Origin of the sequence: Salipiger sp. PrR007, assembly GCF_010499845.1 — a bacterium.
Classification (GTDB): domain Bacteria; phylum Pseudomonadota; class Alphaproteobacteria; order Rhodobacterales; family Rhodobacteraceae; genus Salipiger; species Salipiger pacificus_A.
Map to the genome: position 1 here is coordinate 47,527 of NZ_JAAGOZ010000072.1, position 24,966 is coordinate 72,492.

The following is a 24,966-nucleotide window of genomic DNA, read 5'->3' on the forward strand; positions in this document are numbered from 1 at the left end:
CGGAGGAGACCTCATGCTGAAGAAAATGACGTTCGCGAGCATTGCCCTGCTCGCGGCGGCCGGCACCGCCATGGCCGAATACCCCGAAAAGCCGATTACCATGATCGTGCCGTGGAACGCCGGCGGAGGCACCGATGCCGTCGCGCGGATGCTGGCCAAGGGGCTGGAAGCCGAGCTTGGAACCAATGTCGCGGTCGTGAACCGCTCGGGCGGCGCCGGTGTCGTCGGCCACAACGCCATGGTGACCGCGCCGACCGACGGCTACACCATCGGCTTCGCGACCGCCGAGATGGTGACCTACTACTGGACCGGCAACGCCGAGTTCACCGACGAGGACTTCACGCCGATCAGCTTGGTGAATTTCGACAGTGGTGCCTTCCACGTGGCCGCAGGCAGCGACTGGGAAACCGTCGGCGACGCCGTCGAGGCAATCAAGAATGCGCCCGCCGGCACCTTCAAGATGTCCGGCACCGCCGTCGGCGCGGCCTATCACCTTGCCTTCGCCGGCTTCCTGCAACAGCAGGGCGTCGACCCGCTGAAGGTCACGATGGTGCCCTCGCAGGGCGCTGCCCCCGGCTTTCAGGAACTGGCTGCCGGAGGCGTGCAGATCATCCCGTCGTCGCTGCCCGAGGGCAAGACCATGATGGATGCGGGACGCTCCAAGGCACTGGCCGTCTTCGCCGACGAGCGCAACACGGCCTTCCCGGACGTGCCCACCGCCGCCGAACAGACCGGCACCCCCTACTCGGGCGGCACCTGGCGCGGCGTCGTCGGCCCCAAGGACATGGATCCCGAGGCCGCGGCCAAGCTCGAAGCCGCCGTGAAGACCGTCTTCGACAGCGAAGAGTTCCAGTCCTTCATGGCGCAGCAGGGCTTTGGCGCTCGCTACCTCGACGCCGCGGAGTTCACTGACTTCCTCGACGAGACGCAGCAGAGCGTCGGCGAGGTCATGAACGCCATCGGCCTCGCGCAACGCGGCAGCTGAGGAGAGTAGGGATGCGGCTTCCGGATATCTGGACCGGGCTTGGCTTCGCGATACTCGGGATCTTCGTGGTCCTGCAGGCGCAGGGCTTTCCCGAACCTGCGGGGGCCGCATCCCCGCGGCTCTTCCCGCGCATCGTCGGCTCGGGCTTCGTGCTCTTCGGCCTGCTGATCGCGGGGCGCAGTCTCGCGGCACGGATGCAGGGCGCCGAGGTGCGGCTCCTCCCCGAGGTCGAGGATTGGATGCGCAGCCCCAAGCGGCTGGCGCGGATCCTCTTCATCCCGCTGGCAATCGTGCTCTATGGCCTGCTTGCGCCCGTGCTCGGCTCGCTGCCGGTCTCGGTGGTGCTGGTCCTTGTCAGCGCCCTGCTCTGGGACGAGCGACCGATTGCGGCCGCCGTCGTTTCTATCGCCGTCTGTCTCGTGGTCACGCTCTTCTTCATCGAGGTGATGCGTGTGCCCCTGCCCACCGGGCCCTTCCCCGGCTCCCTGTTCTGAAGCGACCCGCATGGATGTCCTGATTTCCGCCTTTCACATGGTCTTTAGCCTCGACGTGCTGGGAGTGATCGTGCTCGGCTCGGCCTTCGGCCTTTTCGTCGGCGCGACCCCGGGCCTCAGCGCGACCATGGCGGCGGCGCTGCTGGTGCCGGTGACCTTTTTCCTCTCGCCGGTGGCGGCGATCGGCGCCATCGTCTCCTGTTCGGCCATGTCGATCTTCGCCGGCGACATTCCCGGGGCGCTGCTGCGCATCCCCGGCACCCCGGCCTCGGCCGCCTACATGCGCGAACTCGATGCGCTGAACCGCATGGGTCGGCTGGATCTCGCGCTCGGCACGTCGATGATGGTGGCGGTGATCGGCGGGCTAATCGGCACAGCGGTTCTCGTGCTCGCCGCACCGCAACTGGCCGAGGTGGCGCTGCTTTTCTCGACCTACGAATATTTCTGGCTGGCGCTGCTCGGCCTGTCCTGCGCCACGCTGGTCGCCGGGCGCGACCGTCTCAAGGGCACGGTGTCGCTGCTGCTGGGCCTGTTCCTGACGATGATCGGCCTCGACGTGACGACCGGCCTGCCGCGCTACACCTTCGGGCTGATCGACCTGCAGGCCGGGGTTTCGCTGATCGCGGTGATGATCGGCGCCTTCGCGGTGGCCGAGATCCTGCGCTCGGCGCAGCACCCGCTCGTCACCCCGCAGAAACCCGCAAAGGCCGGGCTGTCGATCTTGCGCGGACAGCCCCGCAATCTCTGGACCCACAAGGGCGCGGTGGCCCGCGGCAGCCTGATCGGCACGCTGATCGGCGCGCTGCCCGGTGCAGGTGCCGACATCGCCGCCTGGATCGCCTACGCGATCAGCCAGAAGGTCTCGAAGAAGGCCGACAATTACGGCAAGGGCGAGCCCGAGGCCATCGCCGGGGCCGCCTCGGCCAACAACGCGGCGCTCTCGGGAAGCTACGTGCCGGCGCTGGTCTTCGGCATCCCCGGCGACTCGATCACCGCGATCGTTGTCGGCGTGCTGGTGCTCAAGGGCATCCAGCCGGGGCCGATGGTCTTCATCACCTCGCCCGAGCTCGTCAACGCGATCTACATCGTCTTCGTGCTGGCGAACCTACTGATCATCCCGCTTGGCCTCTTGGCCATCATCGGCGGGCGGCAACTGCTCGGCGTGCGCATGGGCAAGCTCTATCCCTCGATCCTGCTGCTCTGCATCCTCGGCACCTTTGCCACGAACAATTCGCTCTTCGATCTGTGGACGCTCGCCGCCGTTGGCGTGCTGGTCTGGATCATGGAGGCGAATGACTATCCCGCCGCGCCGCTGGTGCTGGGCCTCGTGCTCGGCCGGGTCGTGGAGGAGAATTTCATGTCCAGCATGATCAAGGCGGATGGCAACCTGCTCGCCTTCTTCGAACGCCCCATCGCCGGGGTACTGGGCGTGATCACGCTGCTGGTCTGGCTCGCACCGCCGGCGGTGTCCCTGCTGCGCCGCCTCTCCGGGCGCGGCAGATCCGACCGAAGCTCTCTCGCCAAACAAGGGAAATCCTGATGTATGCCTCAATGAAAGGCTCGACCCATCCGCTCGCCGTTCCCGAGATTGCCGAAATGGCAATCCCCGAGGACGAACGGGTCTGGGTGCCGCAGGCGCCGGACGTGTGGTTCCGCCCGCTCCTGCTCAACACGATGGCCGGGCAGTGGTGCAACCTGCTGCGGGTGCGCAAGTCCGGCGTGCTCAGCAAGCACCTGCACCCCGCCCCGGTCACCGGCTACGTGATCAAGGGCCGCTGGCACTACCTCGAGCATGACTGGGTGGCCGAGACCGGCTCCTTCGTCTTCGAACCACCGGGCGAGATCCACACCCTGACCGTGCCCGAGGATTGCGAAGAAATGATCACCTTCTTCAACATCCAAGGGTGCATGTACTACGTCGACGAGGACAACAAGCACGTCGGCTTCGAGGACGTGTTCACCAAGATCGACATGTGCCGCAAGCACTACGAAGACGTCGGGCTCGGCGCGAGCTACCTCGACCAGTTCATCAGATGACCAAGATGGAAAGAAGCGACATCCCCACCCTCGGTGGCGAATGGGCGGCGCCTTTCCTCGAAGGCCGCTCGGTCCTCGTGACCGGCGGCACCTCGGGGATAGGTTTCGGCATCGCGCTCGGATTCGCCCGGGCCGGGGCGCGGGTCACCGCGACGGGGCTCACCGACAGAGAGGCCGCGGCGGCGACCGCCAAGGCGAAAGAGCTCGGGCTCGGCGGGACCCTGAGCTTTGAGCTGCTCGACGTGCGCGACGGCGCAGCGGTGACCGAGGTCATCGGCGCGCAGGCCGATCTTTACACGCTGGTCAACTGCGCCGGGCTGATCCGCCGCGGCGCTGAACTCGAGCCCGCGGTCTTCGAGCAGGTCATCGACGTCAACCTCAACGGCTCGATGCGTTGCGCCCATGCCGCGCATGACGCGCTGGCGCGCACGGGCGGCAGTGTGATCAACACCGCCTCGATGCTGTCGTTCTTCGGCGGCGGGCTGGTGCCAGGCTACTCGGCGTCGAAGGGCGGCATTGCGCAGCTCACCAAATCGCTCGCCATCGCCTGGGCCAAGGACGGAGTCCGGGTGAATGCCATCGCTCCGGGCTGGATCCGCACACCGCTGACCGCCGATCTTCAGGACGACGAGGCGCGCGCACGTACCATTCTCGGACGCACGCCGATGGGCCGCTGGGGCGAGCCGGGCGATCTGGCGGGCCCCGCCATGTTCCTCGCCACCCCGCTGGCGGGGTTCATGACCGGCACGGTCATCCCCATCGACGGCGGCTATGCGATCGCCTGATCGCGACCTGGAAAGCTGAGCAGGAGGAAGACATGAAGGCGCTGGTCTATGAAGGGCCGCGGACAGTCGCCGTGCGCGATGTCCCTCGCCCCAAAACCAAAGGGGTCCGTCTGCGGCTGCACTACTGCGGCGTCTGCGGGACGGACATCGGCATCTACGCGGGCAGCCACCCGCGTGCGCAGGCACCGCTGATCCTTGGTCACGAGTTCATCGGCGAGGTGATCGAGGATCACGCCGGATTCACCAAGGGCCAGCGGGTCACCGCTTTCCCCCTGATCTCCTGCGGCGCCTGCCATCCCTGCCGGACCGGCAGCCCGCATGTCTGCGCCAACCTGCGCCTTCTTGGCATCGACTGTGACGGCGGCATGGCCGAGGAAATGACCGTCGCGCCCGAGCTACTGGTCCCGGTTCCCGACCATGTCCCGGACGAGCTCGCGGCGCTGATCGAGCCGGTCGCGGTCTGCCTGCGGGTCGCGGACCGAGCCGGGGTCACCATGGGCGACACCTGCGTCGTCACCGGCGCGGGGCCGATCGGGCTCATCACCGCGTTGATGTTGCGCCACGCCGGCGCCGGGCGCATCCTCATCTCGGACATCGCGCCGGGACGGCTGCGACTTGCCGAGGAACTGGGGTTCGAGCCCGTGAATGCCCGTGCGGAGACACTTGCCGCGGCGGTGGCCGCGGCCACCGACGGCGACGGCGCCGACGTGCTGGTGGAATGCTCCGGCGCGGCGCCTGCGGCGCTCGAGATGACGCGGCTCGTGCGCACCGGCGGCACGATCTGCCTCGCTTCGCTGTTCAAGGCCCCGACCCCGGTCGCGCTGCTCGACATGAGCTTCAAGGAGCTGAGGCTCGTCGGGTCACGGGTCTACACGCGTGAGGAATTCCGCCGCGCCACGGCGCTTGTTGCGCAGCTCGAGACGCCGCTGGCGAAACTGATCACCCTGATCGTGCCGCTCAGCGACGCGGGCGATGTCTTCGAGCTGGCCACGGATCCAGAGGCCGGCATGGTGAAGGTGCTGGTCGATTGCCGGGGCTGACCCCGAGGGTCCGAGATCCCCCTGCAAGACAGGCGCCTGCGGGAAGATGCCTCCGGGCAACGTCCCGCGTTCCTCGCCAACCCTGTCCAGCGCGACGCCCGGCGCGGCCTCAGGCCGTCAGCGCCCGCGTGGCCCGGAAGACCACCTCGACGCCGCGCGCCAGCTGGTCGTAGTCGGTCCATTCCTCGGGCGTGTGTGACACGCCGTCCCGGCTTGGCACGAAAATCAGCCCGACCGGAGCGATCTTCGACAGGACCATGGCGTCATGCCCGGCGCCGCTCGGCATCGGGCGCCAGGCGAAACCGCAGTCCTCGGCTGCGGCGATCAGCGCGCCGCGGATCTCCTCCGACATCGGGGTTTCCGGCACCGCGAGAAGCTCTTCGGTCCCGACCGCGTAGCCGACCGCCTCCAGCGAGGCGAGCCTTGTGCGAAGCGCCGACTTGATCTCGTCGACCGTCCCGACCCTGTCGGCCCGCACGTCGACGCTGAAGATGGCGGTCTCGGGAATGACGTTGGCGCCGCCGGGATGCACGTCGATCTGGCCGACCGTGACAACCGCGCGGGGGTCGATGGCCGCGCAGAGGCCCGGCAGCTCGGCGATGACCCCGGCCGCGGCCACGAGCGCGTCGCGGCGGCCGGCCATCGGAGTGGTGCCGGCATGTCCCGCGGCACCGGCAATCCGCACCTCGAGCTGCGACAGCGCCACGATCGAGGTCACGATGCCCACGGCGTCACCGGTCTGTTCAAGCACCGGTCCCTGCTCGATGTGCAGCTCGAGAAAGGCGTGGATGCCTCCCTCGGGGATCGCAGCGGCCCCCGCCTCCTGCAGCGCGAGACCGAACCCCGACATCGCCTCGCCAAGGGAGACACCTTCGCTGTCGCACATGGGCGCGAGCGCCTCCGGGCCGAGCTGGCCGGTCAAGATGCGCGAGCCGAGCAGGCCGCCGCCGAAGCGGCCGCCCTCCTCCTCGATCATCGCGATCACTTCGAGCGGGCGGCGCGGCGTCACGCCAAGCTGCTGCATGCAGAACGCCGTTTCGATCGCCGCGACGACCCCGGCGGGCCCGTCGAAGGCGCCGCCGTTGGGCACGCTGTCGATATGCGAGCCGACCAGCACCGGGGCAAGCGACGGATCGCCCCCCTCGAGCCGCCCGACGAGATTGCCGACGCTGTCAATCCGCGTACTCAGTCCCGCCTCCTGCATCCGGCCCGCGAGGTAATCCAGCGCCGCGCGGTGCTGCGCGCTGTAGGTCAGCCGGGTGGTACCGCGGCCCGGGGTGGCGGTGAAGGCGGCCACCGCCTCGATCATCTCGCGGATGCGCCCCTCGCTGACGTGCAGCGCCATCACAGCAGCCCCGCGAAGATACCGGCCAACAGCACCGAGACGATGGTCACCGTGACGAAACCGGCGACCAGCATCGGCGGCAGCATGTGGGCGGAGAGCACCTCGCGTTCGTCTTCCTGGTCGGACAGCGCGTTCACCACCTCGTTGGTGATCACGTAGTCGGCGGGGAAGCCGTAAAGCGCGGTCAGCGAGCAGGCGAAGGCCATCGCTGGCGTGCTGCCCAGCAGCTTTCCGGCGATGAAGGAGAAAACGTACATGCCGGCGATGCCGATGAGGATCGCGCCGAACATCGGGCCCGCGAGATCGAGCAGCATCTCGGGCGTCGCGCGGTTCAGCCCGCCGAGGATGAACAGCATCAGCACCATGATCACGAAGCCGAAGGAGTTCGCGAGCTGCAGCGGCTGGCGCTCGAGGAAGCCGACCGAGGCGGCGATGACCCCCGCCACGAGGCACAGCACGAAGGGGCTGATCTCGAAATAGGGCTTCACCAGCTCGGACACGCCCCAAGCAAGGAAGGCGACGAGGCCCAGCCGGAACAGCTTGAAGTAGACGGTGTTGTATTCTGCCGGCAGGTTGCGGAACAGCGCGGGCACCGCGGCGCCCTGCGCGCTCTCGACCTGTGTCACCTTGGCCGCGCCGGCCCATTTGCCGCTGCGGTAGAGGCCCAGCACGCGGCGTCCCTCACGCTGGAGCATCCACGACGTCAGCGGGTAGCCGATGAAGCCCTGCATGACATAGATCAGGATGGCGAGCACCGCGAGGCTCTCGAAGCCCGCCTTGGACGCGGCCTCGGACATGATCAGCGACGAGACCACCCCACCGGTCAGCGGCGGTGTCACGACGACGAGGGTTTCGAAATCGAGGAAGAGCCGCCCGACGGTGAACAGCATGGCGGCGATCCCGGCGATCCCGAGGAGCGCGATGACCACCGTGCGCCACTGCCGCCTCAGTTCCTTGAGCGAGAGCAGCGTGCCCATATTGGTGATCAGCAGGAACATCGACAGGTAGACGACCGGCGTTCCGAACCCGGCGACCTGCACGATATCGGCGGGGAAGAACGTCCAGTAGCCGACAAGGAACAGGACGGCGCAGACGAAGATCGACGGCAGCCGCGAGCGGGTTCTCGTGGCAGCGACGTCGCCGACGAAGAGGATCAACGTCAGCACGGCAAAGGCGGCAAGTTGGGGCATTCGGGTCTCGCTTGGAATCTTGAAATGCAACGGTTGACGGATCGTTACATCCAAGTGGATGTAATTTGCAAGCTGTGCTATGTTTCGGTATGCCGCCGCGAAATATTGCAACCTCGTGGGGCGCTGGGTACCACGGAGACCTTTCGACACCGCCACGGCGAGGACAGCTTGCGATACGAAACCCACGACATCCTGCGCGAGACCTTCACGTCCGATCTGCGCTATCTGATGGCGGTGAGCCACATCGTCCTTGCGAACAACCAGGTGTCCAACCGGTTCTTCGAGAAGACCTACCGCATGCCGGTGCATGCTTGGTCGGCGCTTTACGCGGTGGTGCGATTTCCCGGCCTGCTCGCGAAGGACATCCCGCTGCTGTTCCCGCGACCGCAGAATTCGGTCAGCCGCGCGGTCTCGATGTTGCGCGAACGTGGCTGGATCACCGTCGAGACCAGCGACGAGGACACGCGGGCCCGACTGCTCTACCCGACCGATGAAGGGCGGCGCGTGCTTGAAGGGATCGAGACGCAGGTCCTGAAGCGCCAGGAAGAGATCTTCAGCGTGCTGTCACAGGAAGAGCGCGATCAGTTCCTGGAACTGTGCCGCAAGCTGATCCTCGGTGGTGGTCTTTCAATCTCCGAGGCGCTGTCACCCGACGATGCCTGAAGGTGGGGGCCCGCGAAGCTGGGCCGATATGGCGCCGGGCCCTCTCGACGCACAGGAGCTGATCCCCTGCGTCCGGCTGCTGGTCCGACGGGTCGCGGTTGGGATCGATCCGCACGCGTGGCGGGACAGGTGGTGGAGGTGACGCTCGACCATCCCCCGACCGGGTTTGGCGTCAGCCACACGGTACCCCATCCCGCGCGCCGCCGCATCGCGCGCGCCCGGACCTGGATCGACTATAGGGTCGAGACGCTTCCGGCGCTTGCCAGCGATGGGTGAAAACGGCGGCATGCCGGACGGCACCGATACGAATGGCACAGCGCGCGAGACCTGCAGGAGGGCTTTTTGCCTGACCTCCGCTGACGCCCCCCCTCATAGGTTTCATCCTGCCACCTTGGCCTTGGGCGTCTGCGCCATGTCATAAGCGGCTTGGTTCCGTTCAATGTCGTCGCAGTTCAGCGCCGACCATTCGCAGAGCGCAAAGAGCGGCCCGACCAGGGTCTCGCCCAGGGGTGTCAGCCTGTACTCGACCTGCGGGGGCGTCTTGTCGGCGAAGACCTCTCGCTGGACGAGCCCGTCGCGTTCCAATGCGCGCAGCGTGACGGTCAGCATGCGTTGCGAAATCGTCTCGATTTCACGGCGCAACTGATTGTAGCGCTTGGGTTTCTCCGACAGGACCAGCACCGTCAGCGCCGCCCACTTGTTGCCAACCTGCGAGAGGATCGGCGAGATCCGGTTGCAATCCCCGGGTACAGACATGTGCCCTAGCTTCACGAACGTGCCTCCTTGTGCCGTTATTTTCGCATCCCTATCCATTCTAACGTACAAAGAGTAACCGCACACCAGGAGAATAATAGATGTGTGACCTTTGCCGCTCTGCCCGCCCGAACCGGCGCTCCTTCCTCAAGCTTGCCACTGCCAGCGCAGCGTCGGCCGCCGTATTGCCGGCCTTCCTGTCCAGCCCCGCCGCCGCACAGACGCTTCCCGAGGGTGTCGGCGCGCAAGGGTGCCGCACGCTGATCCGCGGCGGCCACGTCATGAGCATGGACCCGCAGGTGGGGGACTTCGAGCGGGGAGACGTACTGCTCGAAGGCAGCCGGATCGTCGAGATCGCGCCGCGCATCGAGGCGCCCGATGCCGCGGTGATCGAGGCTGAAGGCAGGATCGTCATGCCCGGCTTCATCGACACGCATCACCACCAGTTCGAGACGGCGCTGCGGTCTTTCCTGCCGAACGGGATTATGTATGCCACGCCGGACCGCGACGGCGCCCCGAACTACCTCGACGACATTCTCGGGAAGTTTGCCCCGGCCTATCGCCCGGAAGATGTCTACATTTCCGAGCTTTTTGGTGGCATCAGTCAGCTCGACGCCGGGGTCACCACGGTCCACGATGTCTCGCAAATCCACCATTCTCCCGCCCATTCCGACGCGGCGATCAGGGGGCTGCGCGAGGCGGGGCGCCGGGGCGTCTTCGGCTACTTCGAAGGTCAGGGCGCCGATGCGCAGTATCCGCAGGACGCGCGGCGCATCCGCGACGCGTATTTCAGCTCGGACGATCAGCTGCTGACGATGGTCATGGGGGGCGAGGCCTATCTGCCGCATGTCGATCCGCTGGATCTGTGGACGCTGGGGCAGGAGCTCGATCTGCCTATCGCGCTGCATGTGGTCGGCAGCCTCGGCATGCGCGAGACGATGGACCGGCTCATCCCGCATTTCACCGACCGACATCTGTTCATCCACATGACCGGGATGAGCGACGCCGCCTGGGAGCGCACCCGCGAGGTCGGCGCACATGTGTCGCTTTCGGTGCCGATCGAGATGCAGATGCGCCACGGCATGCCGCCGATCCAGAAGGCGCTCGACATGGGCATCGCGCCGTCCCTGTCGGTGGACGTCGAATGCACCATGACCGCCGACTTCTTCACCCAGATGCGCAGCGCCATGACGCTTCAGCGCGCCTTCGCAAATCAGGCCGCGCTGGACGGAGACGAGACGGCCCCGACTCTGCTGACCGCGCGGGACGTGCTGGAATTCGCCACGATCAATGGCGCCAAGGACCTCTGGCTTGATCACAAGGTGGGCAGTCTGACCCCGGGCAAGGAAGCCGACATCCTCTTGCTGGATGCCGAGGCCCTGAACGTCGCGCCGCTGAACAATGCACCGGGGGCGGTGGTGACCCTGATGGAGCGATCGAACGTCGAGACCGTGCTTGTCGCTGGGCAGATCAAGAAGTGGAAGGGCGAGATGGTCGGTTTCGACGTTCCTGCCCTGCGCGATCAGATCACCCGCTCCCGGGATTACCTGTTCGAGGCCGCTGGCGTCGAACACGCGCTTTTCGACTGAGCGTCTGACGCGCAAGGCACGGCGGCGGCGATTGAATCATCGCCGCCGTTCACCGCGGATCGGAAGGTTGGGCCGACTTCCGGAAAGCGTTCTATGGGGCAGTTGAGCCGGGGACCATGGATGCGCCCGAGACCTTTGGCCCGGGGTCTGGCGCGCGGGTGCAGGCTCCCGGACAAATTGAAGACAGACACGTCCTCCACTTCTATATAGAAGTGGTTGACTCACCCTCTGCACACGACTACTCAGTGCCGAGGGAAGGAGACCGCAATGTCATCACTGGACCGACTGGAAGAAGACAGCCGCCTGCCGGCCTACCTGCGCCTGCGCGACCGGATCGCCGCGCGCATCGCCGCCGGCGAATGGTCGACCGAAGACGCCCTGCCCTCTGAAAACGCGCTTGCCCGCGATTCTGGCTTTTCGGTCGGCACCGTGCGCAAGGCGCTGCAGCAGCTGGTCTCCGAGGGGCTGCTCGAGCGCCGCCAGGGCGCCGGCACCTTCCTGCGCAAACCCGCGTTTGAGCCGACGCTGTTCCGTTTCTTCGCGCTGCAGGGCGAAGACCGCGCCCAGAGCATCCCGGTGAGCCGGCTGATTGCCCGCAGCGTGCAGAACGCGCCCGCCGAGATTGCCGCCGTGCTGGGCTCGGGCGACTGCATCCGCATCGACCGCCTGCGCCTGCTGCAGGACACGCCGATCCTGACCGAGGAGATCTGGCTGCCCCGCGCGCGCTTCGACGGCATCGAGATGGTTGCCGAGGCCGAGATCGGGCCGCTGCTCTACCCCTATTACCTTGAGCGTTTCGGCGTCTTTGTCGCCCATGCCGAGGACGAGGTGAGCTTTGCCAAGCCCCCCGCCGCCATTTCCAAGCGCCTGCGCCTTGCCGCCGGCGAGTTCGTCGCGGTGATCGAGCGCACGGCCTTCGCCCTTGACGGCAGCGCGATCGAGTGGCGCCGCGCCATGGGGCCGGCGCGCAGCTTCCGCTACCGAAGTCGCATCGGCTGATCCCGATCCTGGCCCGGCACGCCACGCGCCGGACCTCCCCATAGGGCTCGAGCGCGACCACTCCGCGCTCGCCCGATTTCCCGGCCCCCTCCACGGAGCCCTCCCCTCCCTTGCAGGAGCGGGGCCGGGACGTCTTGCCCCACGAACAGAAGGACCCGGCATGACCTCCAGCCCCCCGCTCTCCGGCATCGACACCCATGCGCATATCTTTGACCCGCGCGCGCTGATGGCGCCCGGACGCCGCTATGCACCGAGCTACACGGCGACCGTCGAGGCCTGGCTGGGGCACATGGAGCGCGCGGGTGTCAGTCACGGAGTGCTGGTCCAGCCAAGCTTCTACGGCACCGACAACCATCTGCTCGCCGAGGCCCTCGCGGCGTATCCGCAGCGGCTGCGCGGCATCGCCGTGCTCGACCCGGCGGTCGCGGAACGCAGGCTGGCCGAGATGAATGCGCAGGGCTTCGTCGGGGCGCGGCTCAACCTCGTCGGCAAGTACCTCGAGGACTACACCAGCCGAGAATGGCAGCGCTTTTTCCACCGCCTTGCCGAAATCGGCTGGCAGGTGGAGATCCAGCGCGCCTTCGAGGACTTCGCGCAGCTTCTTCCCGCCATCTCACGCGCCGGCTGCGCCGTGATGATCGACCACTTCGGCCTGCCGCAGGGCGGAATCGACGCCGCGAACCCCGCCCATGCCGCCACACTCGACATGCTGCGGCAGACGCCCAATGCCTGGGTCAAGCTCTCGGCCCCCTATCGCAGCGGTCAGGACGCGGCGCGGGCTTCTGCCTCGCTCGCACATCTGCGCGCCGCCTGCGACGGCTTGAGCCGCTTCGTCTGGGGCAGCGACTGGCCGCACACCCAGCATGAGACGGCCGCCAGCTATGCCCAGCAGGTCGCGCGCCTCGAGCAGTTGCTCCCCGATCCGGACGATCGGCGCCGCGTGCTGGTCGAAAATCCGGCGGCGCTCTTCCGCTTCACCTGACACCGCCCCGAGACAAGGGAGGACACCATGAGTCTCATCACCGTGCTGGCCATCGTTCTGGCCATCATCCTCGGCTACAAGACCCGTATCAACATCGGGCTTTTCGCCATTGCCTTCGCCTATCTCATCGGTGCCTTCCTGATGGGTCTGAAGCCCTCCGAGATCATCGCCATGTGGCCGCTGAAGATCTTCTTCGTGATCTTCTCGGTGTGTCTCTTCTACAGCTTCGCCATGGTCAACGGCACGCTCGAGAAGCTGGCGGGCCACCTCCTCTATGCCTGCCGCGGCGCCCCCTGGCTGCTGCCTTACGCGGTCTTCATGACGGCGACGGTGATCGCGGCGATGGGCGCGGGCTATTACACCGTGTTGGCCTTCATGGCGCCGATCACCCTGCTGCTCTGCCGGCGCACCGGCATGGACCTCATTCTCGGCGGCATGGCGGTGAACTACGGCGCGCTCGGCGGCGCCAACTTCATGTCGAGCCAGTCCGGCATCATCTTCCGCGGGCTGATGACCAACGCCGGGATCGATGCCAACACCGCCTTCGTCAACAGCGTCGCGATCTTCGCCGCGACCTTCCTGCTGCCGGTGGTGGTGATCACGCTGATGCTCCTCGTGACGGGCAAACACCGCGGGCTGCAGGGCGAGATGCAGATCGACAAGCCCGCGCCGCTCGAACCCAAGCAGCGCCAGACGCTCTGGCTGACGCTGGCGATGATGGCGATCGTGCTGGCCGCGCCGCTCGCGCATCTGGCCCTGCCCGGAAACGAGACCGCCGCCTTCATCAACTCGAAGATCGACATCGGCCTTATCGCCAGCGTGTTCTCGGTCATCGCGCTGATGCTGAAGCTCGGCGACGAGCGCAAGGCCATCGCGTCGCTTCCCTGGCCGACGCTGATCATGATCTGCGGCATGGGCATGCTGATCGCCGTGGCCATCAAGGCCGGCACCATCGACCAGCTCGCGGCCTGGATCGGCGGCACGATCCCGCCCGTGCTGGTGCCGCTGAGCTTCGGCGTGGTGGCCGCGATCATGTCGCTCTTCGCCTCGACGCTGGGGGTGGTGACGCCGGCGCTCTTTCCCATGGTGCCGGCACTCGCGGCGCAGCTGGGCCTGAGCCCGATGCTGATGTTCACCGCCATCGTGGTCGGCGCGCAGGCGACATCGATTTCGCCCTTCTCCTCGGGCGGCAGCCTGATCCTTGGCTCGGCGCCGGATGCCGAGCTGCGCCACAGCCTTTTCACCCGGCTGCTGCTGCGCGCCGCGCCGCTCGGCTTCGTCGCGGCAATGCTGACGAACCTGACGCTGACCTTCCTAACCTGAGCTCGGGCGGCGAGGTCCAGCGCGCGGGCAAAGGAAAGCCGCGCCTGGACCTTAAAGCCGGAGATCGCGTCGGTCGCCCCGACCCCAACCGGCAGATCATGGCTGGCCAGGACCGCGGACCGCCACGGGAGAGAGAGGCACGCCTGCCGGTCGATTTGGGGAGCCGAAAGAGACCGGCCTCGACGCACGAACCCCTCGAAGTAAGGCAACCGGGAGCGATGCAAGTGCAGCCAGCGCGGCGTCTCCGGTGGCTAGAGATGCCGCACGAGGCGGAGCGCGTCGTAAATCGCCGCGTGGGTGTTGCGGCTCGAGATCGCGTCGCCGATCCGGAACAGCCGGAAGCTCCCGCCGGCATTGGGCGCCAGCGCCTGCGGTCTGCCGTCGATGAGCGCGTCGTAGTCCACCTCTCCCAGGTTCGAGCTTTGCGGTTTCAGCGCGAAGTAAAGCTCGTCCAGCGGCCGCGTGCCGGCGTTCACAACCACCTGGTCGACCAGACGGCTGCGCTTGGCCGCGCCGTAGTCGCTGCCGAGCGTGGCCCGCAGCTGGTTGCCATCACGCTCGACCGACTCCAGCCGCCATGTGACGGTGAAGGTCGTGTCGCGCATCTGCAGGTTGCGCATGTAGGGCACGAGGTTCATCGACATGACCTCGGCCGCGAGGTTGCGGTCCCAGCTGACGATCTCGACCTGCGCGCCGGCCTCCGAGATCAGGTCGGCCGCCATGAGCCCTGCGTGATCGCCCGCCTCGTCGAAGACCAGCACGGTCTGGCCGGGTTTGACGTCGCCCGACAGGATGTCCCAGGCCGAGACAACCAGCTCGTTGCCAGCGGTCAGAACCTCGGTGTGCGGCAGCCCGCCGGTCGCGAGGATCACCGCGTCGGGGGCGCTGCCGAGGACATCCTCCGCCTCGGCATAGGTGTTGAACTCGAACCGCACGCCCATCTTCAGGCATTGCTGGTAGCGCCAATCGATGATCGAGATCATCTCGCGGCGTCGCGGCTGCAGCGCGGTCAGGCGGATTTGCCCGCCCGGTTGGTCGGCGGCCTCGAAAACGGTTACGTCATGGCCGCGTTCGGCAGCGACCCGGGCAGCCTCGAGCCCGCCCGGCCCGGCGCCGACAACGGTGACGCGCTTTCGGGTCTGGGCCTTGGCGATGGCATGCGGCTGCTCCAGTTCGCGCCCGGTGGACGGGTTGTGCAGGCAGAGCGCCATGCCGCCCTGGTAGATGCGGTCGAGGCAATAGTTTGCCCCCACGCAGGGCCGGATATCCTCTTCGCGACCCTCGATGACCTTTCGCACAAGGTGCGGGTCCGCCATATGCGCGCGGACCATGCCGACCATGTCGAGCTTGCCCGAGGCGATGGCGTGGCGCGCGGTGGCGACATCGGGGATCTTGGCGGCATGGAAGGTTGGGAAATCCGTCGCCTTGCGGATCTCCCCGGCGAAATCGAGGTGCGGCGCGTTGCGCATGCCCTGGATCGGAATCAAGTCGGTCAGCCCCGCGTCGGTGTCGATATGGCCGCGCACGACGTTGAGGAAATCGACCAGCCCGCTCTGCTTCAGCTTGCGGCTGAGCTCGATGCCCTCGTCCGCAGTCAGCCCGCCCGGCAGGCATTGATCACCCGTGTAGCGCAGGCCGACGATGAAGGCCTCGCCGCAGCGCGCCCGGATCGCGCGCAGCACGTCCATGGTGAAGCGCATGCGGTTGTCGAGGCTGCCGCCGTAGTCGCCACCGAGGTCGTTGGTCTGCTCCGACCAGAACTGTTCGAGCAGATGGCCGTAGGCCTCGAGCTCGATGCCGTCGACCCCCGCGGCCTGCATCCGCTCGGCGGCATCGGCGAAATCGCCGATGATCCGGGCCATGTCCCAATCCTCGATCAGCTTCGGCGCGGCGCGGTGTGCAGGTTCGCGGTCAAATCCGGGCGCGACCACGGGCAGCCAGTCCGCCTTGTCCCAGCGGGTCCGGCGGCCAAGGTGCGAGAGCTGGATCATCACCGCCGCGCCATGATCGTGGCATTCGTCGACGAGCTGTTTCATCCACGGCACCACTTCGTCCTTCCAGGCGAGGATGTTGTTGAACACCGGCGGGCTGTCTTTGGAGATGCTGGCCGATCCGGCGGTCATGGTCATCGCCACACCCGCCTTCGCCCGCTCCACATGGTAGGCGCGGTAGCGCTCCTTGGGCAGACCGTCCTCGGGATATGCCGGCTCGTGGCTGGTGATCATGATCCTGTTGCGCAGGGTCAGGTGCTTGAGCTGATACGGCTGAAGGAGCGGATCGTTCGTCATCGGAGACCTCTGGGCAGGGGATGCGTCACGGGCATCTCAAGACATAATGTTCACATGTGTCAATTTAAAAATCATCATCGAACATTTTATGGCCCAGCTCCACCGCCATCTCGAAAAACCTGTCGCGGATGCACGCAAAATAGACAGAGGTATACAGTTTCTTGGACAGTCCGGCGGCACCCTGCTAAACACGCCTCATGAACAACGAGATTTCACCCGAACGCGGCTGGCGGGGCTCGCGCGAGCTCTGGCTCGGCGCGGCCACCGAGGCGTTGATCGAGGGCGGAATCGACGCGGTGAAGATCCTGCCGCTGGCGAAGAAGCTCGGCCTTTCGCGCACCAGTTTCTACTGGTTCTTCAAGGACCGCGAGGCCCTGCTCGAGGCGCTTCTCGCCCATTGGGAGGCGGTGACGACTCGCCCCCTGCTCACCGCGAGCCGCGAGTATGCCGCGACCGAGACCGAGGCGATGCTGAACCTCGTGAGCATCTTCCTTTCGGACGAAGGCTTTAACGCGCGGCTCGACAGCGCCGTACGCGCCTGGGGCCGACAGGACCCGGCGGTGTTGCCGAAGGTGCACGAGGCGGACGAGCAGCGCCGGCGCGCGCTCAAGGAGCTGCTGCAGCGCTGGGGGCATTCCGAGCCGGATGCGGATGTGCGGGCCTGGACCATCTACCTCGTGCAGATGGGCTATATCGCCCTGCAGCTCGAGGAGACGCTTGAGACGCGGCTCGCGCGCTTTCCCGACTACGTGCAGGTCTACACCAGCCGCTACCCCACCGACGAGGAAATGGCGCGCTTCAAGGCCCGGCTCGGCCTGAACCCGGAGTTTCCACGCTGATCGCCAAGATCAGCGCGGACGCTGCGTCATGGCATAAAATTCTTGAGCGGTTCTCTTCGCAGGGCAATTCTACTCAAGGGAGAATTTGGGAGGATATCCATGAAGCTGACCGCCATCACGCTGGCCCTTCTGGCAAGCGCGTCCTACGCCTATGCCGATCAGACGCCCGAGGAGTGCAGCGCGCTGCGCGACACGGTCTTCGACGGCGGCCATGTCACCTCGGCCCGGGTGATGAGCCCCGAGGGCCTGCCGCAGTATTGCGAGGTGCGGGCCACCGCCCTGCCCGCCATTTCCATCGAAGTGCGCCTGCCGCTCTCGGGCTGGAACGGCAAGTTCTACCAGGCGGGCTGCGGCGGCTTCTGCGGCATCCTCGGGCGGGCCGATGGTGGCGAGTCCTGGGTCAACGCCATGCGCCCGGGGCTCGAGCGCGGCTATGCCACCGCCACGTCGGACAGCGGCCACCACGCGCTCGCCGTCACCGAGGCGACCTGGGCGCAGGACAACCCCAACGCCGAGCGCGATTGGGGCTGGCGCTCGATCGGCGAGACCAACCGGATCGCGCAGGTGATGATCGATGCCTTCTACGGCGCGCCCTCGAGCCAGGCGATTTTCCAGGGCTGCTCGACCGGCGGGCGCATGGCGCATGTGGCGGCGCAGCGCTATCCCGAGATGTTCGACGGGATCATCTCGGGGGCTCCGGCGATGGATTACACCGGGCTCGTCGGCACGGCGATGTCTTGGACGCTTCAGGCCAATACCGCCGAGGACGGCAGCCAGATCCTCGGGCCTGACGAGGCCGCGACCATCGGCGCGGCGGTGATGCAGCAATGCGACGGCGCGGATGGCACCGAAGACGGGGTGATCGAAGATCCACGCGCCTGCGAGGTCGATTACTCCGGCCTCGGCCTCAGCAACCAGCAACTCGACACGTTGGCGAAATGGCGCGAGGGTCCGCGCAACGCGGCGGGCGAGCAGCTCTACCCGGGCGGCATTCCCGAGGGGTCGGAACCCTTCTGGTGGCTCTGGCTGACCGGCAACGCCGAGGGCGCCGGAAAGCTGGTCTCGGGCTTTGCGGGGGGCTTCACCCGCCACATGGCCTTTGCCGACGATCCGGGCACCGACTACTCGCCGCTGTCCTTCGATTTCGAGGCCGATCCGGCGCGCATGGCGACGGCGGCTTCGGTCTATAACGGCGACACCCCGGATCTCTCGGCCTTCCGCGCGGCGGGCGGAAAGATGATCGTCTACCACGGCTGGGCGGATTCCATCGTGACACCCTACAAGACCATGGAGTGGTACGACCAAGCGGCGGAACTTGCCGGTGGCGAGACCGCGCTGAACGAGAACGTGAAGCTCTTCATGGTACCGGGGCTCGATCATTGCGGCATCCTGCCCGGTCCGAACGGGGTGAACTGGTCCTCGCTCGATCCGATGACCCCGCTGGAGGCCTGGATGAACGAGGGCACCGCGCCGAGCTCAATCATGGTCGAGTGACCCTTCCGCCTCCTGCCCCGCGTCCTCGGCCCGGGCAGGAGGCTCCTCTCTGCCGCGCTCAGTCCACCATGCGGTGCTGCGGCGCGAAGACGCTGAGTTTCAGCCAGGTTTTCAGGCGGGTTTCCAACTCCGGCACGGCGTCGATCTGGATATGCCCCGCGTCGATCTCGTCGGGCAGCCGGGACAGGCCCATCCAGACCGAGGTCATCGCCCGCAGGTCGGCCGTCACGAGGATGTCGACCTCGTAGCCGGGGTCAAATTTGCACAGGTCGGTGTCGTCGGTGCCCACGACGAGCCACCAGTCGCGCAGGTTTTCCCCGATTTCCGGGTACAGAAACTGAATCGTGCAGCGCCGGTCGGGGCGCGGATCCGGGTCGAAATTCCGGCGGATGTCCCACATGAGAAGCGATGGGTCGAGGTTGCGCAGCGACAGGCGCGACTCGACCCAGCGCTGCCCCCAGTTGCCGATGCCCATCACGATCGGGCGCAGGTCCTCACCCGCCGGGGTGAGCTGGTATTCCTGTGTGCCGCGATCTGTCTGCACCGTGCGGATCACCCCGGCCAACTCCAATTCCTTGAGACGTTTGGACAAAAGGCTGGGCGACATCTTCGGAACGCCCTTGCGGATGTCGTTGAAGCGGGTCGATCCGCAGAGCAGTTCGCGCACGACAAGCGGCGTCCAGCGCGTGCAGAAGACCTCGGACGCCATCGAGATCGGGCAAAACTGCCCATAGAGGTTGGTGATCTCCATGCGAAGGATCATACACGAGCCGATTCATTTCCTGAACTATCGCTCTGTGTCGACTCTGTCATGCTCGTGGGACGACAGGGAATGAAAGGACCACGAGATGACCGAGATCGAGACCCTCGACCGCCCGGCGACGCGGGACTTCACCGCCATCGCCGAGGACTTCGCGGCCAGCTGCGGCAAGCACGCCATGGCCCGCGACGATGACGACAGCTTCGTTGCCGAGAACTACCGCAGGGCCAAGGAGGCCGGGCTCATCGACGCGGGCGTTCCGGCAGAACTGGGTGGTGGCGGCGCCGATGTCCGCGCCCTCTGCGACATGCTGCGCCGCGTGGCGCATGGATGCTCGTCCACCGCGCTGGCGCTGTCGATGCACACCCACCAGGTCGCCTTTCCCGCCTGGCGCTGGCACCACCAGCAAGCGACGCGGGACAAGACCGAGCCGTTGCTGAAAAGGATCGCTGCCGAGAAGCTCGTGCTGCTCTCCTCCGGCGGCGGCGACTGGATCGGTGGATCGGGCAAGGCCGAACCGGTCGAGGGCGGCTACCGGATCACCGCCCGCAAGATGTTCGTCTCGGGCGCGCCAGCCGGGGATCTGCTGATGACCAGCGCGATCTCACCCGAAGAGGGCGGCACGATCCTGCACTTCCCATGCCCCATGGCGGCACCCGAGGTCTCGGTGCTCGACACTTGGCACACGCTGGGGATGCGCGGCACGGGCAGCCACGACGTGATGATCGAGGGGCTCTTCGTGCCCGCCGAAAAAGTTGCTGTGAAACGTCCGCAGGGCAGGTGGCACCCAATTTTCTTCATGCTGGGCACGATCGCTTTTCCGATCATCTACGCGGTCTACCTCGGCGTCGCCGAGCGGGCGCGGGATCTCGCGGTGGAGATCGCCACGCGGCGCCCGGCCTCGCGCCTGCTGCGCGACCGTGCCGGGCGGATGGAGACAGCGCTCTGCAGCGCGCGGCTCGCCCACGCGCACATGGTCGCGACCTGCGAGTTGAACACGCCCGGCGCCAAGACGGTCGGGCAGGTGATGACCGGCCGCCGGCTGGTCGAGGAGAACGCGATCCGCACGGTCGAACTGGCCATGGAACTGGCGGGCGGCGCGGGCTTCTACCGCAAGGCGGAACTCGAGCGGCTGTTCCGCGACATCCAGGCCGCGCGCTACCACCCGCTGCAAAAGGAGATACAGTCTGAATACGTCGGCGCCCTCGCGCTCGGTCAGTCGATCGACGAGATCTTCTGAACCGCCTCCCAGCCCCTCGCGGCGTTGACGGGCCGCGGCGCCCTCCGGACACCTCCCCGGGGGCGCCGCGCGCTGCCCGGCGGCAGAGCGCCTGTGCTATACTGCGCCGCATCTATGCTCTGACGACAGGAGGAGGCGATGGGCATGGAAAAGCAAGACGCTGCCACGGGCCAGATCACGGCAGAGGCGGCGCGGGTCTACGAATCGTTCTTCGTTCCGGCGCTCTTCGGGCAATTTGCCCCTTGGCTGGTCGAGGCGGCGGGCATCCGGGGCGGCGGCCGGGTACTCGATGTGGCGACGGGCACCGGCGTCGTGGCCCGGGCGGCGCTCAAGCGCGGCGCGAGCGTGAGCGCGGTGGACATCAACGAGGGCATGCTGACGGTGGCCCGTGAGCTGGAGCCGCATGTGAACTTTCAGCGCGCGCCGGCCGAGGCGCTGCCCTTCGACGACAATGCCTTCGACGCGGTGACCTGCCAGTTCGCGCTGATGTTCTTCGAGGACCGCGTGCAGGCGCTGCGCGAGATGCGGCGGGTCTGCCATCCGGGCGGGCATGTGGCGGTCTCGGTCTTCGATGCCTGGGAGGAGTCGCCGGGCTACCGCGATCTCATTCCCCTGCTTGGCGAGATCATGGGCGAGGAGGCGGCGGAGGCGCTCAAGGCGCCTTTCTGCCTCGGCGATCCGGCGGAGCTCGCGGCCCTGCTCGACGAGGCGGGGCTCGGCGCCGCGCAGCGCATCCACAAGACCGGGCAGATCCGCCACAGCTCGCTCGAGGCCTGGCTCGACACGGAAATCGGCGGCTGGACGCTGGCCAGCATGGCAACGCCGGAGATCATGACGGCTCTCAAGGCAGCGGCGGAGACAAGGCTCGGCCAGTATCGCAACGCCGACGGCACTGTGTCCTTCGAGGCGCCAGCGGTCTTTGCCACAGCCGAAGTGAAACCCTGAGGTGAGTGCCGCAAGACCTTGATCAAAATCATGGACTCGCGCTGCCTTGCGGGCGAGGCTGGCCGGGACGGATGCCGCGCGTGTCCAGAACGGGAGAGGGTGGCATGCTGGCAATGCTCAAGGGTCTGGCGGGTCTGGCGGTGCTGCTGCCGTTCGGTCTCAAGTCCTGTGACGGACCGCCCGCCGACGTGGCGCTTGGCCAGTTGATGCGCGAGCGCGTGCTGCTGACCGCCACCGCCAACGAGCTCATCACCGATCTGCCCATCGCCGAGGGCAGCGCGGTGAAGGCGGGCGACGTGCTGGTCCACCTCGACGACAGCCTGCAGCAGGCGCAGGTGGCGGTGGCGCAGGCGCAGCTCGCCGAGGCGGAGGCCGATCTCGAGCGGATGCGCACCGGTGCCCGCCCCGAGGAATTCGCCATCGCCGAGGCGCGGGTCGAGGGGGCCCGCGCGGTCTACCAGGAGGCGCAGGCCAGCTACGAGCGCAACGCCCGGCTGGTCGAGACCGGCACAGTCACCGCCGCCCGGCTGGACGAGGTGGTGGCGCAGCGCAACTCGGCGCTGGCCGAGCTGACCAGCGCCGAGCAGTCGCTGCAAGAGCTGCGGATCGGCGCCCGCGCCGAGGACATCCGCATCGCCGAGGCGCATGTGACCGCCGCCGAGGCGCAGGTCACCGCAGAGCGGACCCGGCTGGACAATCTGACCATCCGCGCCTCGCGCGACGGGCTGCTCGACAGCCTGCCGTGGAACCGCGGCGAGCGGGTGCCCCTCGGCAGCCCTGTTGCGGTGCTGCTGACCGGCGACCGACCCTACGCGCGCATCTATGTGCCCGAAGCCGCCCGCGCCAGGCTGGCCATCGGCGATCCGGTCTCGATCAGCCTGGACGGAAACAGCGAGGTCTACCAGGGCACCCTGCGTTGGATCAGCAACGAGCCTGCCTTCACGCCTTATTACGCGCTCAACCAGGAGCAGCGCAGTCGGCTGGTCTACCCGGCCGAGGTGGCGCTTCCCCAAGCGGCGGCAGAGCTGCCAGCGGGGCTTCCGGTCTCGGCACATCTGCCATGAGCGAGGCCATCGCCCAGACCTTCGGGCTCACCCGGCGTTTCGGCGACAAGCTAGCGGTGGACGGGCTCAATCTCGCGATCCCCAAGGGCGTGGTCTATGGGCTTCTCGGGCCCAATGGCTCGGGCAAGACCACTGCGATGCGGATGCTGACCGGGCTTCTGACGCCCTCGTCGGGCCATGCAGAAGTTCTCGGCGCGCGCCTGCCCGGCGAGGCCGAGGCGGTGAAGCGGCGGATCGGCTACATGACGCAGGGCTTCACCTACTACCGCGACCTGACCGTGCTGGAGAACCTGCGCTTCATCGCCGAGATCCACGATCTTCCCGCGCGCCGCAAACGCCAGCGCATCGACGAGCTGATGGACACCTACACGCTGCGCGAGCAGGCGAACGTGCTGGCCGGGGCGCTGAGCGGCGGCCAGCGCCAGCGCCTCGCGCTTGCGGCAACGGTGATGCACGAGCCTGAGTTGCTGTTCCTCGACGAGCCGACGGCCGCGGTCGATCCCGAGTCCCGCCGCGCCTTCTGGGAGCAGCTCTTCGATCTCGTCGATGCCGGCACCACGATGATCGTCTCGACCCACCTGATGGACGAGGCCGAGCGGTGCCACCGGATCGCGATCCTCGACCGCGGACGAAAATGCGCCGACGGCACCCCGCGCGCGCTGATGGACCGGATCGCCGGGCGGGCGGTGGAAGTGGAGTCCGCGGATCCCCGCCGCATCGGGCGAGCGATCTCGGGGCGAGAGGGGATCGTGTCGGTGGCGCAAATCGGCGAACGTTTGCGGGTTTTGGTGGCCGAGGGCACCGGCGATCCCGAGGCGCTGGTGAGAACGGCGCTCACAGGTCACCCCGACACCAGGGTGCGGGCGATCTTTCCCAATCTCGAGGACGTCTTCGTGCTGGCAACCCACGGACAAGACCGATGATCTCCGGCCGTCGCATCCTCGCCATCCTGCGCAAGGAACTGCTGCAGCTGCGGCGCGACCGGATGACCTTTGGTATGATCGTGATGACCCCGCTGATCCAGCTGGTGCTCTTCGGCTACGCGATCAACACGGAGATCCGCCACATTCCCGCTGTGCTGGTCGACCAGAGCGAGAGCAGCCTCAGCCGCAGCCTCGTGCAGATGGTCGAGGCGACGCAGGTGGTGCGCTTCGAGCAGCGCGTCGCCACCGTCGCCGAAGCCGAACGCGCCATCGTCCGCGCCGAGGTCCGTGCCGCCTTCATCATTCCGGAGGACGTGGCGCAGAGACTGGTGCGCAGCCCGGCGATCGGCAGCCGTTTCGCCGACGGACTGCAGCAGGTCGGGGCCCGGCCCATCGCGCAATGGGTGGCGGACGGGTCGGACACGCTGGTCGCCGCGGCGATCCGCTCGCTGCGCTCCATGCCGCTCGGCGAGATGTTCCGCGAGTCCAGCAATACCGCCACGCCGACCTTCGAGGTCACGCTCTTCTACAACCCCGAGCAGCGCTCGGTGGTGAACATCGTGCCGGGGCTGGTGGGCATCATCCTGACCATGACGATGATCATGTTCACCTCGGCGGCGATCGTCCGGGAGAGCGAGCGCGGCAATATGGAGATGCTGATCACCACACCGATCCGCCCGGTCGAGATCATGATCGGCAAGATCATCCCCTATGTCGGCATCGGCCTTGTCCAGGTGGGGATTATCCTCGGTCTGGGCGCGCTGCTCTTTTCGGTGACCGTCGCCGGATCGCTCTGGGTGCTGCTGCTGGTGACGCTGCTCTTCATCGTCGCCAGCCTGTCGCTGGGGCTGGTGCTCTCGACTCTGGCCAGCAACCAGCTGCAGGCCATGCAGATGACGGTCTTTGTGCTGATGCCGTCGATCCTGCTCTCGGGCTTCATGTTCCCCTACGAGGGCATGCCCCGCGGCGCGCAGCTGATCGCCGACCTGCTGCCCGCGACCCACTTCATGCGGATCATCCGCGGCGTGGTGCTGCGCGATGCAGGGCTCATCGATCTGCTCCCCGACAGCCTCTGGCTGCTCGGCTTCGCGCTGCTGGGGTTGGGGCTGGCCTCGCTGCGGTTCCGCAAGCGGCTCGACTGATCCGGCCACCCGCGCACAGGGCCTGCGCTTGGGCAAACAGCCGCCCGGCTTGCGGGCCCTGCCCCCGAATGACTAGCTATGGCTCA

24 protein-coding genes are annotated in these 24,966 nt (G+C 67.1%); 19 read left to right on the plus strand and 5 right to left on the minus strand.

Features of this window, described 5'->3' with window-relative positions; genetic code table 11:
• The first annotated feature begins 13 nt into the window (after positions 1-13).
• Genes G0Q01_RS22500 through G0Q01_RS22525 form a run of 6 tightly spaced genes read left to right on the plus strand, consistent with a single transcriptional unit; the run spans position 14 to position 5,341 of the window.
• A complete protein-coding gene (locus tag G0Q01_RS22500; protein WP_164213886.1) occupies positions 14-985 on the plus strand; it encodes a tripartite tricarboxylate transporter substrate binding protein in 972 nt (323 codons plus the stop codon).
• A gap of 11 nt (positions 986-996) precedes the next feature.
• Complete coding sequence (locus tag G0Q01_RS22505) at positions 997-1,479, plus strand: tripartite tricarboxylate transporter TctB family protein (RefSeq protein ID WP_164197975.1); 483 nt, start codon at positions 997-999, stop codon at positions 1,477-1,479.
• A 10-nt stretch (positions 1,480-1,489) separates the two neighbouring features.
• Positions 1,490-3,019 (plus strand): tripartite tricarboxylate transporter permease, encoded by a 1,530-nt coding sequence (locus G0Q01_RS22510; protein WP_164213887.1) that lies wholly within the window; start codon positions 1,490-1,492, stop codon positions 3,017-3,019.
• Positions 3,019-3,516 carry a 2,4'-dihydroxyacetophenone dioxygenase family protein gene (locus G0Q01_RS22515; RefSeq protein ID WP_235940341.1) on the plus strand — a complete coding sequence of 166 codons (498 nt, stop codon included), beginning with the start codon at positions 3,019-3,021 and terminating at the stop codon, positions 3,514-3,516. Before G0Q01_RS22510 ends, G0Q01_RS22515 begins: the two co-directional genes overlap by 1 nt.
• Before the next feature lie 5 nt (positions 3,517-3,521).
• Positions 3,522-4,301 (plus strand): SDR family NAD(P)-dependent oxidoreductase, encoded by a 780-nt coding sequence (locus G0Q01_RS22520; protein WP_164197971.1) that lies wholly within the window; start codon positions 3,522-3,524, stop codon positions 4,299-4,301.
• 32 nt (positions 4,302-4,333) lie between these two features.
• Complete coding sequence (locus tag G0Q01_RS22525; protein WP_164197969.1) at positions 4,334-5,341, plus strand: zinc-binding dehydrogenase; 1,008 nt, start codon at positions 4,334-4,336, stop codon at positions 5,339-5,341.
• A 109-nt stretch (positions 5,342-5,450) separates the two neighbouring features.
• Here G0Q01_RS22525 and G0Q01_RS22530 read toward each other — a convergent pair whose 3' ends face one another.
• Both G0Q01_RS22530 and G0Q01_RS22535 read right to left on the minus strand, forming a co-directional pair.
• Positions 5,451-6,686 (minus strand): Zn-dependent hydrolase, encoded by a 1,236-nt coding sequence (locus G0Q01_RS22530; protein WP_164197967.1) that lies wholly within the window; start codon positions 6,684-6,686, stop codon positions 5,451-5,453.
• Entirely contained in the window at positions 6,686-7,876 is a 1,191-nt protein-coding gene (locus G0Q01_RS22535; RefSeq protein WP_164197965.1) for a hypothetical protein, read from the minus strand. The genes G0Q01_RS22530 and G0Q01_RS22535 overlap by 1 nt, the downstream gene beginning before the upstream one ends.
• Before the next feature lie 24 nt (positions 7,877-7,900).
• Here G0Q01_RS22535 and G0Q01_RS22540 point away from each other — a divergent pair, with 24 nt between their 5' ends.
• On the plus strand, positions 7,901-8,539 hold the full coding sequence (locus G0Q01_RS22540; protein WP_235940342.1) for a MarR family winged helix-turn-helix transcriptional regulator: 639 nt from the start codon (positions 7,901-7,903) through the stop codon (positions 8,537-8,539).
• A gap of 117 nt (positions 8,540-8,656) precedes the next feature.
• Positions 8,657-8,815 (plus strand): hypothetical protein, encoded by a 159-nt coding sequence (locus tag G0Q01_RS22545; protein WP_164213888.1) that lies wholly within the window; start codon positions 8,657-8,659, stop codon positions 8,813-8,815.
• Between the two features lie 102 nt (positions 8,816-8,917).
• Here the strand turns inward: G0Q01_RS22545 and G0Q01_RS22550 are convergent, their stop codons facing one another.
• Positions 8,918-9,310, minus strand: coding sequence for a helix-turn-helix domain-containing protein (locus tag G0Q01_RS22550; RefSeq protein ID WP_164213889.1), 393 nt, complete (start codon positions 9,308-9,310; stop codon positions 8,918-8,920).
• Positions 9,311-9,393: 83 nt separating this feature from the next.
• Between G0Q01_RS22550 and G0Q01_RS22555 the strand changes: the two genes are divergently transcribed.
• From G0Q01_RS22555 to G0Q01_RS22570, 4 genes are all read left to right on the plus strand, one after another.
• Positions 9,394-10,881, plus strand: a complete 1,488-nt coding sequence (locus G0Q01_RS22555; protein ID WP_164213890.1) for an amidohydrolase family protein — start codon at positions 9,394-9,396, stop codon at positions 10,879-10,881.
• A gap of 267 nt (positions 10,882-11,148) precedes the next feature.
• Complete coding sequence (locus G0Q01_RS22560) at positions 11,149-11,880, plus strand: GntR family transcriptional regulator (protein WP_164197959.1); 732 nt, start codon at positions 11,149-11,151, stop codon at positions 11,878-11,880.
• A gap of 160 nt (positions 11,881-12,040) precedes the next feature.
• A complete protein-coding gene (locus G0Q01_RS22565; RefSeq protein ID WP_164197958.1) occupies positions 12,041-12,862 on the plus strand; it encodes an amidohydrolase in 822 nt (273 codons plus the stop codon).
• A gap of 27 nt (positions 12,863-12,889) precedes the next feature.
• A complete protein-coding gene (locus G0Q01_RS22570) occupies positions 12,890-14,185 on the plus strand; it encodes an SLC13 family permease (RefSeq protein WP_164197956.1) in 1,296 nt (431 codons plus the stop codon).
• 251 nt (positions 14,186-14,436) lie between these two features.
• Here G0Q01_RS22570 and G0Q01_RS22575 read toward each other — a convergent pair whose 3' ends face one another.
• Positions 14,437-16,473, minus strand: coding sequence for an NADH:flavin oxidoreductase (locus G0Q01_RS22575; RefSeq protein ID WP_164213891.1), 2,037 nt, complete (start codon positions 16,471-16,473; stop codon positions 14,437-14,439).
• Positions 16,474-16,670: 197 nt separating this feature from the next.
• Here G0Q01_RS22575 and G0Q01_RS22580 point away from each other — a divergent pair, with 197 nt between their 5' ends.
• Positions 16,671-17,312 carry a TetR/AcrR family transcriptional regulator gene (locus tag G0Q01_RS22580; protein WP_164197953.1) on the plus strand — a complete coding sequence of 214 codons (642 nt, stop codon included), beginning with the start codon at positions 16,671-16,673 and terminating at the stop codon, positions 17,310-17,312.
• Positions 17,313-17,411: 99 nt separating this feature from the next.
• Positions 17,412-18,806: a tannase/feruloyl esterase family alpha/beta hydrolase gene (locus tag G0Q01_RS22585; protein ID WP_164197951.1), complete on the plus strand. Its 1,395-nt coding sequence runs from the start codon at positions 17,412-17,414 to the stop codon at positions 18,804-18,806.
• 58 nt (positions 18,807-18,864) lie between these two features.
• On the opposite strand, the gene G0Q01_RS22590 is transcribed toward G0Q01_RS22585, so the two are convergent.
• Positions 18,865-19,569 (minus strand): helix-turn-helix domain-containing protein, encoded by a 705-nt coding sequence (locus G0Q01_RS22590; RefSeq protein WP_235940343.1) that lies wholly within the window; start codon positions 19,567-19,569, stop codon positions 18,865-18,867.
• A gap of 85 nt (positions 19,570-19,654) precedes the next feature.
• Between G0Q01_RS22590 and G0Q01_RS22595 the strand changes: the two genes are divergently transcribed.
• The 5 genes from G0Q01_RS22595 (at position 19,655) to G0Q01_RS22615 (ending at position 24,880) form a co-directional block, all read left to right on the plus strand.
• Positions 19,655-20,806 carry an acyl-CoA dehydrogenase family protein gene (locus G0Q01_RS22595; RefSeq protein WP_164197949.1) on the plus strand — a complete coding sequence of 384 codons (1,152 nt, stop codon included), beginning with the start codon at positions 19,655-19,657 and terminating at the stop codon, positions 20,804-20,806.
• Between the two features lie 144 nt (positions 20,807-20,950).
• Positions 20,951-21,751, plus strand: a complete 801-nt coding sequence (locus G0Q01_RS22600) for a class I SAM-dependent methyltransferase (RefSeq protein WP_164197948.1) — start codon at positions 20,951-20,953, stop codon at positions 21,749-21,751.
• 104 nt (positions 21,752-21,855) lie between these two features.
• Positions 21,856-22,815, plus strand: coding sequence for an HlyD family secretion protein (locus G0Q01_RS22605; protein ID WP_235940344.1), 960 nt, complete (start codon positions 21,856-21,858; stop codon positions 22,813-22,815).
• Complete coding sequence (locus tag G0Q01_RS22610) at positions 22,812-23,738, plus strand: ABC transporter ATP-binding protein (RefSeq protein ID WP_164213892.1); 927 nt, start codon at positions 22,812-22,814, stop codon at positions 23,736-23,738. Before G0Q01_RS22605 ends, G0Q01_RS22610 begins: the two co-directional genes overlap by 4 nt.
• Positions 23,735-24,880, plus strand: coding sequence for an ABC transporter permease (locus G0Q01_RS22615; protein ID WP_164197945.1), 1,146 nt, complete (start codon positions 23,735-23,737; stop codon positions 24,878-24,880). The genes G0Q01_RS22610 and G0Q01_RS22615 overlap by 4 nt, the downstream gene beginning before the upstream one ends.
• The last annotated feature ends 86 nt before the right edge of the window (positions 24,881-24,966 follow it).

What these genes read in the sequence shown, in the direction of transcription:
- G0Q01_RS22595 (WP_164197949.1), top strand. Translation starts at nt 19,655, where the DNA reads ATGACCGAGATCGAGACCCTCGACCGCCCGGCGACGCGGGACTTCACC.
- G0Q01_RS22585 (WP_164197951.1), top strand. Translation starts at nt 17,412, where the DNA reads ATGAAGCTGACCGCCATCACGCTGGCCCTTCTGGCAAGCGCGTCCTAC.
- G0Q01_RS22580 (WP_164197953.1), top strand. Translation starts at nt 16,671, where the DNA reads ATGAACAACGAGATTTCACCCGAACGCGGCTGGCGGGGCTCGCGCGAG.
- G0Q01_RS22525 (WP_164197969.1), top strand. Translation starts at nt 4,334, where the DNA reads ATGAAGGCGCTGGTCTATGAAGGGCCGCGGACAGTCGCCGTGCGCGAT.
- G0Q01_RS22565 (WP_164197958.1), top strand. Translation starts at nt 12,041, where the DNA reads ATGACCTCCAGCCCCCCGCTCTCCGGCATCGACACCCATGCGCATATC.
- G0Q01_RS22530 (WP_164197967.1), bottom strand. Translation starts at nt 6,686, where the DNA reads ATGGCGCTGCACGTCAGCGAGGGGCGCATCCGCGAGATGATCGAGGCG.
- G0Q01_RS22560 (WP_164197959.1), top strand. Translation starts at nt 11,149, where the DNA reads ATGTCATCACTGGACCGACTGGAAGAAGACAGCCGCCTGCCGGCCTAC.
- G0Q01_RS22590 (WP_235940343.1), bottom strand. Translation starts at nt 19,569, where the DNA reads ATGATCCTTCGCATGGAGATCACCAACCTCTATGGGCAGTTTTGCCCG.
- G0Q01_RS22540 (WP_235940342.1), top strand. Translation starts at nt 7,901, where the DNA reads ATGCAACGGTTGACGGATCGTTACATCCAAGTGGATGTAATTTGCAAG.
- G0Q01_RS22510 (WP_164213887.1), top strand. Translation starts at nt 1,490, where the DNA reads ATGGATGTCCTGATTTCCGCCTTTCACATGGTCTTTAGCCTCGACGTG.
- G0Q01_RS22535 (WP_164197965.1), bottom strand. Translation starts at nt 7,876, where the DNA reads ATGCCCCAACTTGCCGCCTTTGCCGTGCTGACGTTGATCCTCTTCGTC.
- G0Q01_RS22520 (WP_164197971.1), top strand. Translation starts at nt 3,522, where the DNA reads ATGGAAAGAAGCGACATCCCCACCCTCGGTGGCGAATGGGCGGCGCCT.
- G0Q01_RS22615 (WP_164197945.1), top strand. Translation starts at nt 23,735, where the DNA reads ATGATCTCCGGCCGTCGCATCCTCGCCATCCTGCGCAAGGAACTGCTG.
- G0Q01_RS22570 (WP_164197956.1), top strand. Translation starts at nt 12,890, where the DNA reads ATGAGTCTCATCACCGTGCTGGCCATCGTTCTGGCCATCATCCTCGGC.
- G0Q01_RS22555 (WP_164213890.1), top strand. Translation starts at nt 9,394, where the DNA reads ATGTGTGACCTTTGCCGCTCTGCCCGCCCGAACCGGCGCTCCTTCCTC.
- G0Q01_RS22515 (WP_235940341.1), top strand. Translation starts at nt 3,019, where the DNA reads ATGTATGCCTCAATGAAAGGCTCGACCCATCCGCTCGCCGTTCCCGAG.
- G0Q01_RS22575 (WP_164213891.1), bottom strand. Translation starts at nt 16,473, where the DNA reads ATGACGAACGATCCGCTCCTTCAGCCGTATCAGCTCAAGCACCTGACC.
- G0Q01_RS22605 (WP_235940344.1), top strand. Translation starts at nt 21,856, where the DNA reads ATGCTGGCAATGCTCAAGGGTCTGGCGGGTCTGGCGGTGCTGCTGCCG.
- G0Q01_RS22505 (WP_164197975.1), top strand. Translation starts at nt 997, where the DNA reads ATGCGGCTTCCGGATATCTGGACCGGGCTTGGCTTCGCGATACTCGGG.
- G0Q01_RS22600 (WP_164197948.1), top strand. Translation starts at nt 20,951, where the DNA reads ATGGAAAAGCAAGACGCTGCCACGGGCCAGATCACGGCAGAGGCGGCG.
- G0Q01_RS22610 (WP_164213892.1), top strand. Translation starts at nt 22,812, where the DNA reads ATGAGCGAGGCCATCGCCCAGACCTTCGGGCTCACCCGGCGTTTCGGC.
- G0Q01_RS22500 (WP_164213886.1), top strand. Translation starts at nt 14, where the DNA reads ATGCTGAAGAAAATGACGTTCGCGAGCATTGCCCTGCTCGCGGCGGCC.